Source organism: Siminovitchia jepli, from assembly GCF_047228825.1.
Classification (GTDB): domain Bacteria; phylum Bacillota; class Bacilli; order Bacillales; family Bacillaceae_C; genus Siminovitchia.
The window spans coordinates 1-14,683 of the sequence record NZ_JBFEGN010000084.1 but is presented as its reverse complement, the minus strand read 5'-3'; the positions used below and the strand labels follow the sequence as shown (position 1 = coordinate 14,683).

The 14,683-nt window shown below is 43.9% G+C and carries 10 protein-coding genes; 3 read left to right on the top strand and 7 right to left on the bottom strand.

Annotation, left to right across the window (positions count from 1 at the left end; translation table 11 throughout):
* Positions 1–672: 672 nt before the first annotated feature.
* The 4 genes from AB1L08_RS18690 to AB1L08_RS18675 form a co-directional block, all read right to left on the bottom strand.
* Entirely contained in the window at positions 673–2,010 is a 1,338-nt protein-coding gene (locus AB1L08_RS18690) for an APC family permease (RefSeq protein ID WP_413066151.1), read from the bottom strand.
* A 123-nt stretch (positions 2,011–2,133) separates the two neighbouring features.
* Positions 2,134–3,615, bottom strand: coding sequence for an aldehyde dehydrogenase family protein (locus AB1L08_RS18685; protein ID WP_413066150.1), 1,482 nt, complete (start codon positions 3,613–3,615; stop codon positions 2,134–2,136).
* 357 nt (positions 3,616–3,972) lie between these two features.
* The gene (locus AB1L08_RS18680; protein ID WP_413066149.1) at positions 3,973–5,340 is read right to left on the bottom strand and encodes an aminotransferase family protein; all 1,368 of its coding nucleotides are present in this window, start codon (positions 5,338–5,340) and stop codon (positions 3,973–3,975) included.
* 30 nt (positions 5,341–5,370) lie between these two features.
* On the bottom strand, positions 5,371–6,609 hold the full coding sequence (locus tag AB1L08_RS18675; RefSeq protein ID WP_413066148.1) for a M20 family metallo-hydrolase: 1,239 nt from the start codon (positions 6,607–6,609) through the stop codon (positions 5,371–5,373).
* A 169-nt stretch (positions 6,610–6,778) separates the two neighbouring features.
* Here AB1L08_RS18675 and AB1L08_RS18670 point away from each other — a divergent pair, with 169 nt between their 5' ends.
* Together AB1L08_RS18670 and aguA are read left to right on the top strand one after the other, a co-directional pair.
* Entirely contained in the window at positions 6,779–8,167 is a 1,389-nt protein-coding gene (locus tag AB1L08_RS18670) for a sigma-54 interaction domain-containing protein (protein WP_413066147.1), read from the top strand.
* Positions 8,168–8,274: 107 nt separating this feature from the next.
* Positions 8,275–9,372 (top strand): agmatine deiminase, encoded by a 1,098-nt coding sequence (aguA, locus tag AB1L08_RS18665; protein ID WP_413066146.1) that lies wholly within the window; start codon positions 8,275–8,277, stop codon positions 9,370–9,372.
* Between the two features lie 50 nt (positions 9,373–9,422).
* Here the strand turns inward: aguA and AB1L08_RS18660 are convergent, their stop codons facing one another.
* On the bottom strand, positions 9,423–10,805 hold the full coding sequence (locus AB1L08_RS18660) for an aspartate aminotransferase family protein (protein WP_413066145.1): 1,383 nt from the start codon (positions 10,803–10,805) through the stop codon (positions 9,423–9,425).
* Between the two features lie 201 nt (positions 10,806–11,006).
* Between AB1L08_RS18660 and AB1L08_RS18655 the strand changes: the two genes are divergently transcribed.
* On the top strand, positions 11,007–11,876 hold the full coding sequence (locus AB1L08_RS18655; protein ID WP_413066144.1) for a MurR/RpiR family transcriptional regulator: 870 nt from the start codon (positions 11,007–11,009) through the stop codon (positions 11,874–11,876).
* A 280-nt stretch (positions 11,877–12,156) separates the two neighbouring features.
* Here AB1L08_RS18655 and scpC read toward each other — a convergent pair whose 3' ends face one another.
* Together scpC and AB1L08_RS18645 are read right to left on the bottom strand one after the other, a co-directional pair.
* Complete coding sequence (scpC, locus tag AB1L08_RS18650) at positions 12,157–13,677, bottom strand: succinyl-CoA:acetate CoA-transferase ScpC (RefSeq protein WP_413066143.1); 1,521 nt, start codon at positions 13,675–13,677, stop codon at positions 12,157–12,159.
* Positions 13,678–13,810: 133 nt separating this feature from the next.
* Positions 13,811–14,455 carry a LytTR family DNA-binding domain-containing protein gene (locus AB1L08_RS18645; protein WP_413066142.1) on the bottom strand — a complete coding sequence of 215 codons (645 nt, stop codon included), beginning with the start codon at positions 14,453–14,455 and terminating at the stop codon, positions 13,811–13,813.
* Between the last annotated feature and the right edge of the window lie 228 nt (positions 14,456–14,683).

Here is a 14,683-nt window from a genome sequence, read left to right as displayed (position 1 = left end):
CGACGCAGTGAATCAGGATTCCTTTTATTAAACAAAACAATTCAAATTTCTACATTTATTGATATGCGGAAGATGGGTTAATACTAAAAAAGACAGCTTATTGTTACGTAAAATCCTATTCACAACATTTCACCCCTAATTTTTGGTATTTTTTTATTTTTTTAAAACTTCAAATATAAAAAACCTTTTTATCACTTCCTCCCTTTATTAATAAAATTACTGAATTAGTATAAGGGGACGACTGAAAAAAGATCATAATATACCTGACCAAATTCGGTTATTTTTTAATGTGAATTTAGTTTCAGCAGCCTCTTATCCGTTTTCTTCACCATAATAATGATGCAAATGCTGTGCCATCATTAATATCCTTTTAAATTCAACATCTATTATTAGGAATAAATATAAATCGAAGCGGAGTCGCTTCGCTATAGTTCGCCGATGATTTTGTAGAGCATTTTCCCGGCAATTAGGTGTTTCAATCCCAAATCATTCAAATAAATACTTATTGGGATCTGCCTGTTTTGTTGCGATTAACTGCTTTTCCGCTTCGGTTTAGAACAAAGTCGATGCGAAACCGCTTCACTTATCTATTAAAGAAACAAAAGACTCCATTTTTCAGGTTAAAAAATGATGACCAGGGATGCAAACGATCCCTGTCCATCAGTAAGGTGTTTAAGCCTCCAATTCATCAAAAGCAATTTGCGGCGGCTCTTTTTTGAAGAAATTGGTTGTAAAGGCCAGGTAAATTGTGCCCAGCAACGCCCAGATAATGCCTGCTATAATTGAAAAGACATCAAGGTTGATCCATAAATAAACGACAAATGCCAAACCGATTAATGGAAACAGAAGGCTGCTTACAGCCAAACCAAATGAACGAGGTCCCTGATGTCTAATGAAGTTGATGATGACACAAAGATTCACAAATGAAAAAGCAGTGAATGCCCCTACATTGATAAGAGAAGTTGCCGCTTCCAGGCTGAGAAAAATAGCCGAGAGTGATAAAACTCCGATAAGCAGGATGTTGGCTACGGGAGAGTTATATTTCGGATGCAGGTATCCAAAGAAACGCTTCGGAAGCACTCCGTCCCTTCCCATGGCATATAGAAGCCTTGAGGCGCTGAGCTGTGCCGCCAAACCCGACGCAAACACCGAAAACAACGCTCCTGCAAGGAAAAAGGACAAGAATAGGTTGCCGCCGATCATCACGGCAATTTCCGGAGAGGCTCCTTCAATATCGTTAAAAATGGAAACGTCAGGAAACAGAGACTGCATAAAATAAGTAACACCGAAAAAGAAAACGCCGCCAATTCCTGCCACAAGAAGAATCGCTTTAGGTATGGTTTTTTTCGGGTTTATTGTATCTTCCGATAGCGTTGTAATCGCATCAAATCCAATAAACGACAAAGCCAGCAAGGCCGCTGCTCCAAATAGGCCCGAAAACTCGTCTCCGGAAGGGAAAAGCTCTCCAATCGTAATAAAGCTCTCAGGTCCCTTGGCGATTGAACGAATGGTAAGATAAGTAAAAATGACTCCAACCAACGCTTGAAATATAACAAGCAGCATGTTAACAGATGCAGCAATTTTTACGCCAAAAATGTTCAGGAAGCTGATGATCGCAATCAGGCCCACAATCCAGGCCCAACCAGGCATTTCGGGAAATCCTGCCGACAGATAAATATCAGCAAGCAAAGCATTGATCATTGGCAGTGCAATATAAGCTATAAAGGTGACCCAGCCGACGATGACACCCAAGTAAGGATTGATAATATTTCTCGTATACGTATAGACCGACCCCGCATTGGGAAATTGCCTGACGAGCTTTCCGTAACTCAGCGCAGTAAACAGGATGGCAATAAAAACAACAATATAGGCAGCCGGCACATGTCCGGACGACACATCCGACGCGATGCCAAATGTATCAAACACTGCCATAGGAGACATGTAGGCTAGACCAATGGCAACAACGTGTATTAACTTTAATTTTCTTTCAATTTGATTGGTTTCTCCCATAAAAAATCATACCTCTCAAGTTTAAATGGAGAAATGACAACATAATGAATGCGTTTTCATGATGCGGCCAATTCCCTGGTTTTTATGCGGAATCCGGCCTGGCAATGACAGGCCGGCTCCCGGTTAATCCAAATTGACCCAAACACTTTTAACTTCTGTGTAATTTTCCAAGGCATAAGAGCCCATTTCACGCCCGACGCCGGACTGCTTATAACCTCCAAACGGCATCGCCGCATTTGTGAGATTGTAGCAGTTGACCCATACAGAACCAGCTTTTAGTTTACTGGCAACAACGTGGGCATTTTTCAGGTTTTCTGTCCACACGCCTGCACCAAGGCCGAACGGGCTGTTGTTCGCACGTTCAATGACTTCGTCGATCGTTTTATATTTCATTGCAGCGACGACAGGGCCGAAAATTTCTTCCCTCGCAATGGTCATGTTATCCTCCGCTGCAAAGACAGTTGGCTGGACAAAATATCCTTTGTCCAATTTTTCACCGCCAGCCAAGAGTTTTGCGCCTTCCTCAATACCTTTTTGGATGTAGGAAGTGACGATGTCTTGCTGTCTTGCGGAAACGAGCGGCCCCATTTGCGTATCTTCCGACAAACCATTACCTAATTTGACATTTTTCGCATAATCGGCAAGCCTTTCCATTACCTCATCATACATTTGCTCAGGAATATACGCCCTTGATCCTGCGCAGCATACTTCCCCTTGGTTGGCCATAATTCCGTTGAATACCCCAGGAATCGCTTTATCAAGATCGGCATCAGGCAAAATGATGTTCGGTGATTTACCGCCGAGCTCCAGCGTTACACGTTTCATCGTATCCGCTGCCGTTTTCATGATGGATTTTCCGACAGGTGTAGAACCGGTGAATGCAATTTTATTGACCTTCGGATGTTTAACAAGTGCATCACCTGCTGATTTCCCAAACCCGGGAACAATGTTTATAACTCCATCCGGGAAACCGGCCTCTTCAATCAGCTTGCCCAAATACAAAGCAGAAAGAGGCGTTTGTTCCGCCGGTTTTAAAATGATGGTGCAGCCTGTGGCAAGCGCCGGTGCAATTTTCCATAGCGCCATCATAATCGGAAAGTTCCAAGGAATGATTTGGCCGACCACACCAACAGGCTCGTGGCGAGTATAGTTAAAAAATGAATTGGAAACCGGAATGGTTTGGCCAGTCATTTTTGTCGTCCATCCAGCAAAATACCGGAGCTGATCAATGGCTCCAGGCAAATCGGCATTTCTCATTTCCTGGATCGGTTTACCGTTGTCCAGCGTGTCCAACTGAGCAAGAACCTCAAAATCTCTTTCCATTAAATCAGCCAATTTATGCATTAACTTGGCACGATCAGCTGCACTGATTCTGGACCAAGGCCCTTCTTCAAACGCTTGGGAAGCAGCTTCCACTGCCTTATCAATATCTTTTTCACGTGCTTCATACACATGTGCCAATACTTCCCCAGTTGCCGGGTTGATCGTTTCAAACGTTTGGCCGTCTACTGATTCATGCCAGCCGCCATCTATGAATAATTTTCTTGGACCGTTTAAAAACTCGGTTACTTTCGGATGAAGGGTCAAAGTTTCACTCGTTGTCATCATTACATCCCCTTACGTTAAAAAAGTTGACTGGCTGAGAAACTCAGCCAGCTATTTCTCAATCTGGCCTCTACTGAACAAGAGCCTTCGCTTTTCTTCTTGTCTAGCTGCGGGCTCCAGCGACTAGCAGACTTCGCGCCTAATGTGCTCCTGCGGCGCAGCTTACTCGAGGAAGTATATGCTCCCCTCGTCGCAAAGCTGCACGGCGCCAACTCGAGGAAGCATCACACGAGGCCATCTCGAGTAGTAGCTTTCCTACGATAAGTCAACATCGGCTCCTTCGTCGCCGTGTTTCCTTTATCTCGTCGAAGGCACTCCAGTCTGTACGTCGCTAAACGTCGCCCTCTGCTTTTCTTCTTATATCGTCTTCGCAAATGCTCCCAACGCGTCGTCAACGATTGCGATGATTTTTTCCACTTCGTCTTTTTGCACGACGAGCGGAGGAGCGATTGCTACGATGTTCATTCCAGGAGTGAAATCAAATGGCCTGATTAACAATTCACGCTTATAGGACTCTTCAACAACTGTTGCAGCTGCTTTGATAGATCCGTCAAATGGCTTGCCTGCTTCCGGATCTTCCATCAAATCGAATCCGGCAAGAAGGCCTCTGCCTCTTGTATTTCCAACAAAAGCATATTTGTCTTCCAAGTAATTCAAACCTTTTTGGAGCTCTTCTCCCATGGCAGCTGCATTTTCAATCAAGCCGTCGCGCTCAAGGATTTCGAGGTTTTTCAAACCGACAGCACAAGCTGTTGGATGTCCGCTGTACGTAAATCCGTGTGGAAGCATACCATCGTATGTGAAGAATGTGTCTCTGATTTCTTCTCTCATGATGACGCCGCCAAGCTGTACGTATCCGCTTGTCATCCCTTTTGCCGCACAAATGAAATCAGGAATTACATCCCAATGATCTACGCCGAACATTTTTCCGGTTCTTCCGAATCCGCAAATGATTTCGTCGGCAATCATGTGGATGTTAAACTCATCACAAAGTGCACGGACTGCTTTCAGATAACCTTCTGGAGGAACGTGTACCCCGCCGGCACCCTGGACTGGTTCTACGATGACAGCCGCAACTTTATCAGCACCTTCTTTTTCAATGATGCTTCTGATAGAGCCTTCGTATTCCGGATGGCTCTTGTCGCCAAGCTCACATTCGGTCAAATGAGGTTTCGCGTTTACGATATTAGGGTCCCCTGATCCGGAGAATTCACGGTAAGCGTCGATTCCAGTTGCTCTTTGGGTTGCAATGGTAACCCCGTGATAGCCTCTTCTTAAAGAAATAATGAGTTTCTTGTCTTTTTTGCCTTTAATATCCCAGTATGATCTGGACAATTTAAAAGCCGTATCGTTTGATTCAGATCCGCCGGATGTATAGAAAATCGCGTTCAAGTCACCAGGTGTGACTTTGGCAATTTTTTCAGCCAAACGAACGGACGCTTCATTCGAATAGCCATAGAAAGTGGTTGTGTAAGCCGCTTTTTCCATTTGTTCATAAGCAGCTTCAGCCAATTCTTTCACACCATGGCCCACATTCACGTTCCAAAGCATGGATACGCCGTCAATGTATGTTTTGCCTTTCAAGTCTTTTAAATAGATGCCTTCTCCGCTTTCAAAAATTAATTTCGGTCCGATTTCAGAATGAAGCTTTGGATTGGTAGACGGATGAATAATATGCTTTTTATCAAGTGCAGATAGTTCGTTAAACAATTTTTCGTTGCTCATCAAAATCTCTCCTTATATTTAAGATTTTTTTTATAGCTTGGCCTCAGCCAGCTTTTGTACCACATACAAAAGGACGTTCGCCCCTTTTTCAATGTCATCATCCAACGTCAATTCCTGTTCGTTGTGGCTGATTCCGTCAATGCTTGGAACAAAAATCATGCCCGTATCTGCCACGCCTGCCATATATTTGGCATCATGGCCCGGGCCGCTGAACAATTCCATCGATGAATATCCAAATTCGTCCGCCGCCTTTTTGATGGCATCCTTAACGGCCGGCGCAAATAAGGTCGTCTCTGAATTCCAATCGGTTGTGATCGTCAATTCCACTTCGCTCATCAGCGCAATGGCACTAAGCTGCTCCTTTAATCTTTCGAATGCATGAGACCGCAGATCATTGTCCTCGTGGCGGATATCAATTGTGAATTCCACCTCGCTGGGAATAACGTTTGTGACGTTCGGCCTCACGTTCATTTTTCCGACGGTCGTTTTTAAACCGGGGATTTCATTCGTAATCTCATTTACTTTTACAATCATCTTGGATGCCGCTACAAGTGCATCGCGCCTATTCTCCATCGGGGTCGGACCTGCATGGTTCGTCTTTCCAGTCACCTTTACCGTGAATAGGTCATTACCTTGGATACCCTGGACAATACCAATTGTTTTATGTTTTTCATGTAAAACAGGGCCCTGCTCAATATGCAGTTCAATAAAATTTTTGATGTTTGTTATACGGTTTTTAATATCTCCCATATAGTTAATTTCATTTAAAGCCTGTTCAAAGGAAATTCCCTCATCATCTTTGATCCCATAAATAAAATCCTTTGCAAAGTTTCCGGTAATTCCCCCGGATCCGAGCATTGGAGGTGAGAAGCGTGCCCCCTCTTCATTGGTAAAATTGATAACTTCCACAGGGTATTCCGTTTCGATATTGTTTTCATTTAAAACGCGGATCACTTCCAGTCCGCATAAAACACCCAAAATACCGTCATATTTTCCACCGCAAGGCTGCGTATCCAAGTGGGAGCCGATGGCAACGGACGGACCGTCTTTTTTGCCTTTTCTTCTTCCATATATGTTACCGAAATCGTCTATTCTGACCTCAAGACCTTCCTCTTTTAACCAGTCGACAAATATATCGCGCATGTTTTTATCGGCTTCCGACAATGCCAGGCGGTTTAACCCGCCATTTCCGGTTGAGCCGATGGAAGAGCTTACTTTTAACGTTTCAAGCAAACGTTCTCTGTTTACTTTTAATAATGTCTTTTCCATACGCATCCTCCTCATTTAAATAATAATGCAAGAAGCGTGCCAAAGTTAAATTACTTTAAAATAAAACCTTTTCATTTAATAGGATAGTAATGTATAATAATTTTGCACCGAAAACGAATAGAAATGATTCGAAATCGAATCGTTTTCGATAGATTAGGAGGATCTTTTTATGAAAAACCACTTTTTTAACGATCGGCATTTCCATCAAGTTTTCAATCATTTAAATGATGGTATTTTCATAGCTGACAAAAATGGCATTGCGCTTTGGTGCAATGATACGAGCACGAAGCAAATCGGTGCACCCCGCTCCAAGATCATCGGCAGGCATGTGAATGACCTGGAGAACAACGGTTTTTTCACCCCTTCCGTGACGAAAATCATATTGGAAGACAGTGAAGTCGTCGTAACGAAAGTCCAAACCTCCAAGGACCGCCAGTTTTTGGCGACCGGCTATCTCGTAAAAATCGAAGAAGACAATACCGAATATATTCTCGTTCAAGTTAAAGATATTACCGAAACGGTGAAGAACTCCTTTAAGCTGGAAAAAGCGGAAGCGCTCATGCGGCAATATTGGCAAGAGCTTCAGGAAATGAAAAAGCAGCAGCAGAGGGAAAAAGCAAGCCAACTCATCATTGGCAACAGCAAGAGCAACGAAGAACTGCTAGATCTGGTAAATCGTGTATCGACTGTTGATGCAACGATTTTACTAACAGGAGAATCCGGCGTAGGCAAAAGCTTGATTGCCGGCGAAATCCACAAACACAGTACAAGAAGAGATAAGAATTTCGTCCAAATCAATTGTGGGGCCATTCCGGAAAATCTTTTGGAATCGGAGCTTTTCGGCTATAAGAAAGGGGCTTTTACCGGGGCAAGTCAAAGCGGTAAAAAAGGGCTTGTTGAAAAGGCGGACGGCGGCACATTATTTTTGGATGAAATCGCTGAACTGCCCTTGTCCCTGCAGCCGAAATTGCTGCAATTGGTCCAGGACAAATCGTTTATTCCCGTCGGGGGCACTGAGGTTAAGAAAGTCGATATTCGAATTATCGCCGCCACCAATCAGGACCTGCACAAATTGGTCGAGGAGAAACGGTTCCGGGAAGATTTGTATTACCGGCTGAATGTCGTGTCTATCCAAATACCGGCACTCCGGGAACGGAAAGAAGATATCCCGCCGCTTGTATACCATTATTTAAACCTTTTTAATGATAAATATATGAAAAAGTCGACTTTGGATGGCGGAGTGCTTGAATACCTTCAAAACTATAGCTGGCCGGGAAATATCCGCGAGCTCGAAAATATGATTGAGCGTTTGATTGTAACCGCAAAATCAGATATAATCACGGTTTCAGACCTTCCGGATAAAATTTTATACGAGGAATTCATGGACCATTCCGTCCGGAAGCTGAATAACCAAAGCCTTTCGGAATACTTGGAAAAAATTGAGAGAAGATTGATAGAAGAAGCGAAGACGAAATATCCTTCTACGAGAAAGGCAGCCCAATCTTTGGGATTGACCCAGTCTTCCTATCTAAGAAGGTTAAAAAAATATGGACTTTAAGCGTCGGGGCGCTCCAGTCTGGACGTCGATGAACAAGGCACTTGCGCTTTTCTTTATGGCACGGAAATTGCATATAGTATTAATGAATATTCATGGAGGGGATCATGATGGCACAGACCATAAATAGTACACCAAGAAAAGACGGCTTCAGAATGCCCGGCGAATTTGAGGAACACGAAGGTACATGGATGCTTTGGCCAATGAGAACGGACACATGGAGATCTGGAGCTAAACCTGCACAAAGAGCTTTTGCGGAGGTGGCGAAAGCGATTTCGCAATTTGAACCGGTTACGGTGTGTGTCAACGCAGAACAATTTGAAAATGCCCGCGCCCTTTTGGACGACGATATCAGGGTAGTCGAAATTTCGTCCAATGATGCATGGATGCGTGATATCGGGCCCACTTTTGTCAAAAATGACAAAGGTGAAGTGCGCGGCATAGATTGGCAGTTCAATGCATGGGGAGGTTTGGATGAAGGTCTTTACTTCCCATGGGACAAGGATCAGCTTGTTAAACAAAAAGTAATGGAAATTGAAAACATAGATCGATATGATGCAAAAGATTTCGTTTTGGAAGGCGGAGCCATCCACGTTGACGGCGAAGGAACGCTCATCACGACGGAACAGTGCGTGTTGAATCCAAACCGGAATCCGCACATGTCAAAAGAGGAAGTCGAGGAAAAGCTGAAAGAGTATTTGAATATCGAAAAAATTATTTGGATCAAAGAAGGCCTTGTTGATGATGAGACAGACGGACACGTAGATGAGGTACTATTTTATGTACGTCCCGGCGAAGTCGCCATCGGCTGGACAGACGACCCTGAACATCCGCACTATGGAGTTCTTCGTGAAGCATATAAACAATTGGAGCAGGAAACAGACGCCAAAGGAAGAAAGTTAAAAATCTATAAACTTCCAATGCCGAAACAAATTGCTATCACCGAGGAAGAATCGCGGGAAATCGACTTTGCCGCTGATGCTTTTGACCGTTCGGCCAACACAACTTTTATTGCTACTTACGTCAATTGCTATTTATGCAATGGCGGGGTTGTATTGCCGGCATTTGGCGATCCGAAAGATGAAGAGGCAGTAAGCATTTTTAAACAGATGTATCCTGACCGGAAGATCGTGACAGTGAATACACGTGAAGTGTCTCTTGGCGGAGGCAATATTCACTGCATTACCCAGCAGCAGCCCAAAGCGTAAACAAAGAGAGAGGGATCTCCCCTTCTCTCTTAATTAATTGTCTCGCTCGTTTAGCAAAGCTTCCGCAACGCCCCTTCAAAAGCCTCCAATGTTCTGCTGATTTCTTTTTCCCCATGTGCCGCCGATATGCTGTAGCGGTTCAACGGCTTTGTATAAATGCCTTCGGCCAGCAGCAGAAAATCGAGTTCTCTTCTGAAGGCGAAATCCGCCTTTTGAAGATCGCGGTAATTGGATATCTCGCTTTGATCTGTAATAACAATATTAAATATGGAGCCCAGCCCCAACGTTTGCATGGCGATGCCCCGTTCGGAAAACAACTTGGTAATGCCCGCTTTCAATTTGGCTGCAACATCGTGAATATGCTGCATCTCCCTTTCCAAAACGTTGATCGTCGCCAATCCTGCAGCCAAAATGGCCGGATGCCCATTATAAGTGCCGCTGTGGAATAATACGTCCCTGGAGCCGGAATAGCGGTTTTTGCTAGCGTCAAACACATCTGCAGACGCTTTCGGTGCGCTCAAGTCCATAATATCCTTTCTTCCTCCGGTGATTCCAATGGGATATCCACCGCCAACCGCTTTTCCGAGGGTCGTCAGGTCAGGTGCAATTTGATAATGGGCTTGTGCTCCGCCAAGACCCAGCCTGAAACATGTTTTGACTTCATCAAATATAAGGAGCATGCCCATTTCTTCCGTCATTTTCCTCAACCCGCCCATAAAGCTTTGGGTGGCCGGAATAAATCCTCCCTGGACGGGCTCAATGATAACCGCGGCCAATTCATCTTTATTTTTTTGCAAAATGTCATATGTCGCATCCAAATCATTAAACGGCAAAATGATGGTATGCTCCTCATGGTACGGGTCCACACCCATTGATTCGGTGACTGGACTTGGACTGTCAGCCGGACCGGCCTCGTTCAGGGACGGGTTAACGCTGACCAATACCTGATCATATCCGCCGTGGTAATGCCCTTCAAACTTGGCGATTTTATTTTTTCCTGTATAAGCATATGCCAGACGAATCGCCAGCAAGGTTGCTTCCGTACCTGAATTTGTATATCTTAAGCGTTCCATGCTTGGATAAAGCTGCTTAATCTTTTCGCCCATTTTGATTTCAAGCTTGTGAGGTGCGCCGAAAAGGTAAGTACCCGACTCTTCCAATTGCAAACGGACAGCTTCGACAACTTCCGGATGGCCATGCCCCAAAATTAAAGCCCCATAAGACAAAAGATAATCAATATATTCGTTCCCGTCGATATCGTACAAATAACTGTCCTGGCCCTTTTCCATTGCAATCGGATACGGCGAAAAGAATTTAATGTTTGCAGTCGCACCGCCCGGCATAACATCCAGGGCCTTTTTATAAAGCTCCAAGGACCTTGGCGTTTTTTCCATAAAACGCCTTAACCCTGCACTTCTTTCACTGATTGCCATCAATAGCACCTCGTAAAGGAATTTTTTTTACACTTTTTATAGTGTATGAAATATATATTTCATTATACACTCAAAACACCTAATTAAAAATTTATTTCTAAATGAAAACAAAATGAAATATTTATTGCAAAAATGGCCGCATTCCATTAAGGTATATTGTAAAAGCTTCCTATTGCTTTTTTAGAGAAGGGAATGAATAAAATGAAAACACAAAATATTTACCGGCATATGGCAGAAAAGGTGCCAGAAATGAGCAAAGCGTATAAAAAAATCGCCCATTATATTTTGGAGAACACGACAGTCGTTCCATTTTTGAATGTGGCGGCCCTTGCCAAAAAAGCAGGTGTCAGTGAAGCAACGGTCGTCCGCTTCGCCGTCTTTCTCGGCTATTCCGGTTATCCCGAGATGCAAACCCATATGCGGAACTCCATTCAAAAGCAGCTCACCACAACTGACAGACTTAAAATGACAGCAGATGTGTACAATGATCAGGAACAATGGTTTTACAACATTTTCAACGATGACATTGAAAATATTAAATCCACAATTGACCAAGTGGACATTGAAAAATTTTATCAAGCAGTTCACATGCTTGAAACAGCCAAAAACATTTATATTGCCGCTAATCGGAGTGCTGCGGCTCTGGGCATCTTTCTTCAATATTATTTGCATATCATTTTGGGGAAGTCCGAGATCGTCCGGTCTGTTGAAAACCTTTCGGAGCAATTGTACAACCTGGGGGAAAAAGACGTCGTCATCGGAATCAGTTTCCCGCGCTATACGAACAGCACCATACAAACACTCGCTTTTGCCAGGGAAAAAGGAGCCAAAACAATTTGCATTACGGACAGCCTGCTCTCCCCGCTCATTCCGCATGCGGATATCGCCTTAACCGCGTCTAGCCAAATGCCGTCATTCATCGATTCATTTACAGCACCGCTCAGCCTGATTAATGCACTCATTATCAGCGTGGGTAAAGAGCGAATGGACGAAGCCAGAGCCCGGCTGGAGCAAATGGAAGCAACGTGGGACCGTTTTAACGTCTTTTATTTAAAGGGGGATCAAGGATAGTACAAAAAATGGAAAAGGGAACCTGATAGAGGATGAAGCAGAAAGCACGGGGCTATCGGTACAGGAAATAAAAGTGATAAAGAGAAGAAGGCAACTGGTATGGCCGGAGTGATTGTCCATCTGATGATTGTAATTCCTTTCTTTATTTTCGCTGCCTTACTGTCAAAAGGAAAGGGTGCGTGTTTGCTTGCCGATTATAATCAAGAAGCAGATATATAAAGGGCGAAATAAACGGAGGATAAAAAGTAATGAAAGGCAAAAAAAGGCACGGCCCAAAGGCTCATGCCATTTCCTTTTCTTTGATCTGTTCAAGCATCGTTCCGTTATTTTTATAACGGATATGCCAGGAGAAGGCTTTTTCCAAAACATGCGGCGTTTGTCCGCCCCGTTCCAAAGCTTCGCTGTAATACGCCCATAACTGGTCACGATACATGGGATGGGCACAATTTTCTATGATTAGCGGCGCCCTTTCTCTTGGTGCCAATCCTCTGAGATCCGCATATCCCTGTTCTGTAACGACAATATCTGCATCATGCTCTGTATGGTCGACATGCGACACAAATGGGACGATACTGGAAATGTCGCCGTTTTTGGCAATCGACTTGGTTACAAAAATGGCCAGCCGGGCATTCCGGGCAAAATCTCCGGAACCGCCAATCCCGTTCATCATTTTCGTTCCTGATACATGCGTGGAGTTCACATTGCCATATAAATCAAATTCCAAAGCCGTATTGATCGAAATCAATCCGAGTCTTCGGATGATTTCCGGGTGATTGGACAACTCTTGCGGACGCATGATGAGCTTGTCCCGATATTTTTCAAACTGCCCAAAAACATGGTTCATTTTTTTTTCGGATAAAGTAATGGAACAACAGGAAGCAAACCGCACCTTCCCTGCGTCCATTAAATCAAATACGGCGTCCTGAAGAACCTCGGAGTAGATTTCCAAATCTTCAAATTCGGAATCAAGCATGCCGTGAAGAACCGCATTGGCCACCGAACCGATCCCTGATTGTAACGGAGCGAGACGTTTGGTCAACCGGCCCGCTTTGATTTCCTTCCGCAAAAACCCAATCAAGTGGCCAGCCATCATTTGCGTTTCATCATCCGGTGCCACGATAGCGGATGGAGAATCCAGTTGGTCTGTCAATACAATACCTTTTACTTTTTCAACATCAATAGGAATTCCGACCGTACCAATCCGATCATCCACTTTCGTTAGCGGGATGGGCAAGCGCTCACCCTGTTTTTCGGGATCAAATAAATCATGCAGCCCTTCCAATTGTTGCGGCTGCGCCATGTTGATTTCAATGATGATCGATTTGGCGTGTTTCGCAAAAGACAAGGAATTCCCTATGGATGTTGTGGGGATCACCATTCCGTCTTCTGTAATCGAAATCGCTTCCAATATCGCTACGTCAATCGCTTCAATCGTATTTTCCCTGACATATTCAGCCGTATGAGAAAGATGATGGTCAACAAATAACAGTTCACCTTCATTGATCTTTTGCCGCATCACAGAATCTGCCTGAAAAGGCAAACGTTTACGTATCATGCCAGCCTCGGCAAATATTTTATCAATATCGGACCCTAGAGATGCCCCTGTGAACACATTGACTTTTAATGGTACTTGTTTTGCCCGTTCAACCAAAGCGAAAGGAACCGCTTTCACATCACCCGCACGGGTAAAACCGCTCAATCCCAATGTCATCCCATCCTTGATCCAGGCGGCCGCTTCTGCAGCCGAACAAACGCGGTCCCATAGACGGGGGTCTCTGATGCGATCATCCTTTATACCCAATGATATCCCTCTTTCTTGCGCATATAGTTAAAAATTATTTTAGCTTAAGCATGAATCTTTGGGAGAAAACAAGCCTATTACAAGAAAAATGCCATTTAAGCGACAAAATATAATGGCTGAAGCAGAAACTTTTTCAAAAACCAAGCATTTTTCGAAAATAGCTGGAGTACGATTGGCTGACGGGAATTCTCGTTTGATGATCCATTTCCAGGATAAATGTGGAGTGAGTGTCCGGATAAATCGCCTGTATATGGTGAACGTTAACGATAAATGACCGATGGCAGCGGATAAACATGTCCCTCGGCAATAAGTATTCAAATTCCTGCAGCGGGTCCTTATGCGTTCCCGAAAAGCCGTCTGCAAATACATGTGTTTTTCGATCTTTTACTTCCAGATACTTCACTTTTTCAAAAGGGACAGGAATCCAGCCGTCATTCGTTTTGATTGTTACAACTGACTTCCCTTTTGTATAAGCCGGATAAATGGCAGTCACACAGCCCTCCAGTTTTCCCTCATCTTCGAAAGGAACCGCCATGCCTTGATAAGGCACTCCGTACACTTCACGGTGAATAAACTCTGAGACCTTTTGCTTCGAGGTAATGGCCTTATGCGCGATCGTCCCTTCCTTAATCGGATCCCCCGGCTTGATTTTTAAATCAACCCGTTTGCTCGGACGATAGTATATATATTCTTTTGTATTGGACACAGCAATTGAAATTTCATCTGAAAACAACTTGCCAATGACGTTAAGCAATGAAACAACCGAAAGCTTTTCCATCAAATCACCCTTTTTAGCTCGTTCATGATCATAAATATGATTTTCATTTTAGAAATAAAATGATCCTTCTGCAAGTTTGCAAAAGGATCATGTTTATTTATTCATAGCCATTTCGAAAATGCTGCAAAAACGTTTGAAGCCGTTTCGTTTCCGGATTTTCCAGCACTTCTTCCGGCGGCCCCTGCTCGACAATGTTCCCCTGGTCGATAAAGACAACCCGGTCGGATA

Excerpts from the sequence above, each read along its gene's own strand:
- AB1L08_RS18690 (WP_413066151.1), bottom strand. The coding sequence starts at position 2,010 with ATGGGAGAAACCAATCAAATTGAAAGAAAATTAAAGTTAATACACGTT.
- AB1L08_RS18680 (WP_413066149.1), bottom strand. The coding sequence starts at position 5,340 with ATGAGCAACGAAAAATTGTTTAACGAACTATCTGCACTTGATAAAAAG.
- AB1L08_RS18655 (WP_413066144.1), top strand. The coding sequence starts at position 11,007 with ATGAAAACACAAAATATTTACCGGCATATGGCAGAAAAGGTGCCAGAA.
- AB1L08_RS18670 (WP_413066147.1), top strand. The coding sequence starts at position 6,779 with ATGAAAAACCACTTTTTTAACGATCGGCATTTCCATCAAGTTTTCAAT.
- AB1L08_RS18685 (WP_413066150.1), bottom strand. The coding sequence starts at position 3,615 with ATGACAACGAGTGAAACTTTGACCCTTCATCCGAAAGTAACCGAGTTT.
- AB1L08_RS18645 (WP_413066142.1), bottom strand. The coding sequence starts at position 14,455 with ATGGAAAAGCTTTCGGTTGTTTCATTGCTTAACGTCATTGGCAAGTTG.
- AB1L08_RS18675 (WP_413066148.1), bottom strand. The coding sequence starts at position 6,609 with ATGGAAAAGACATTATTAAAAGTAAACAGAGAACGTTTGCTTGAAACG.
- aguA (WP_413066146.1), top strand. The coding sequence starts at position 8,275 with ATGGCACAGACCATAAATAGTACACCAAGAAAAGACGGCTTCAGAATG.
- AB1L08_RS18660 (WP_413066145.1), bottom strand. The coding sequence starts at position 10,805 with ATGGCAATCAGTGAAAGAAGTGCAGGGTTAAGGCGTTTTATGGAAAAA.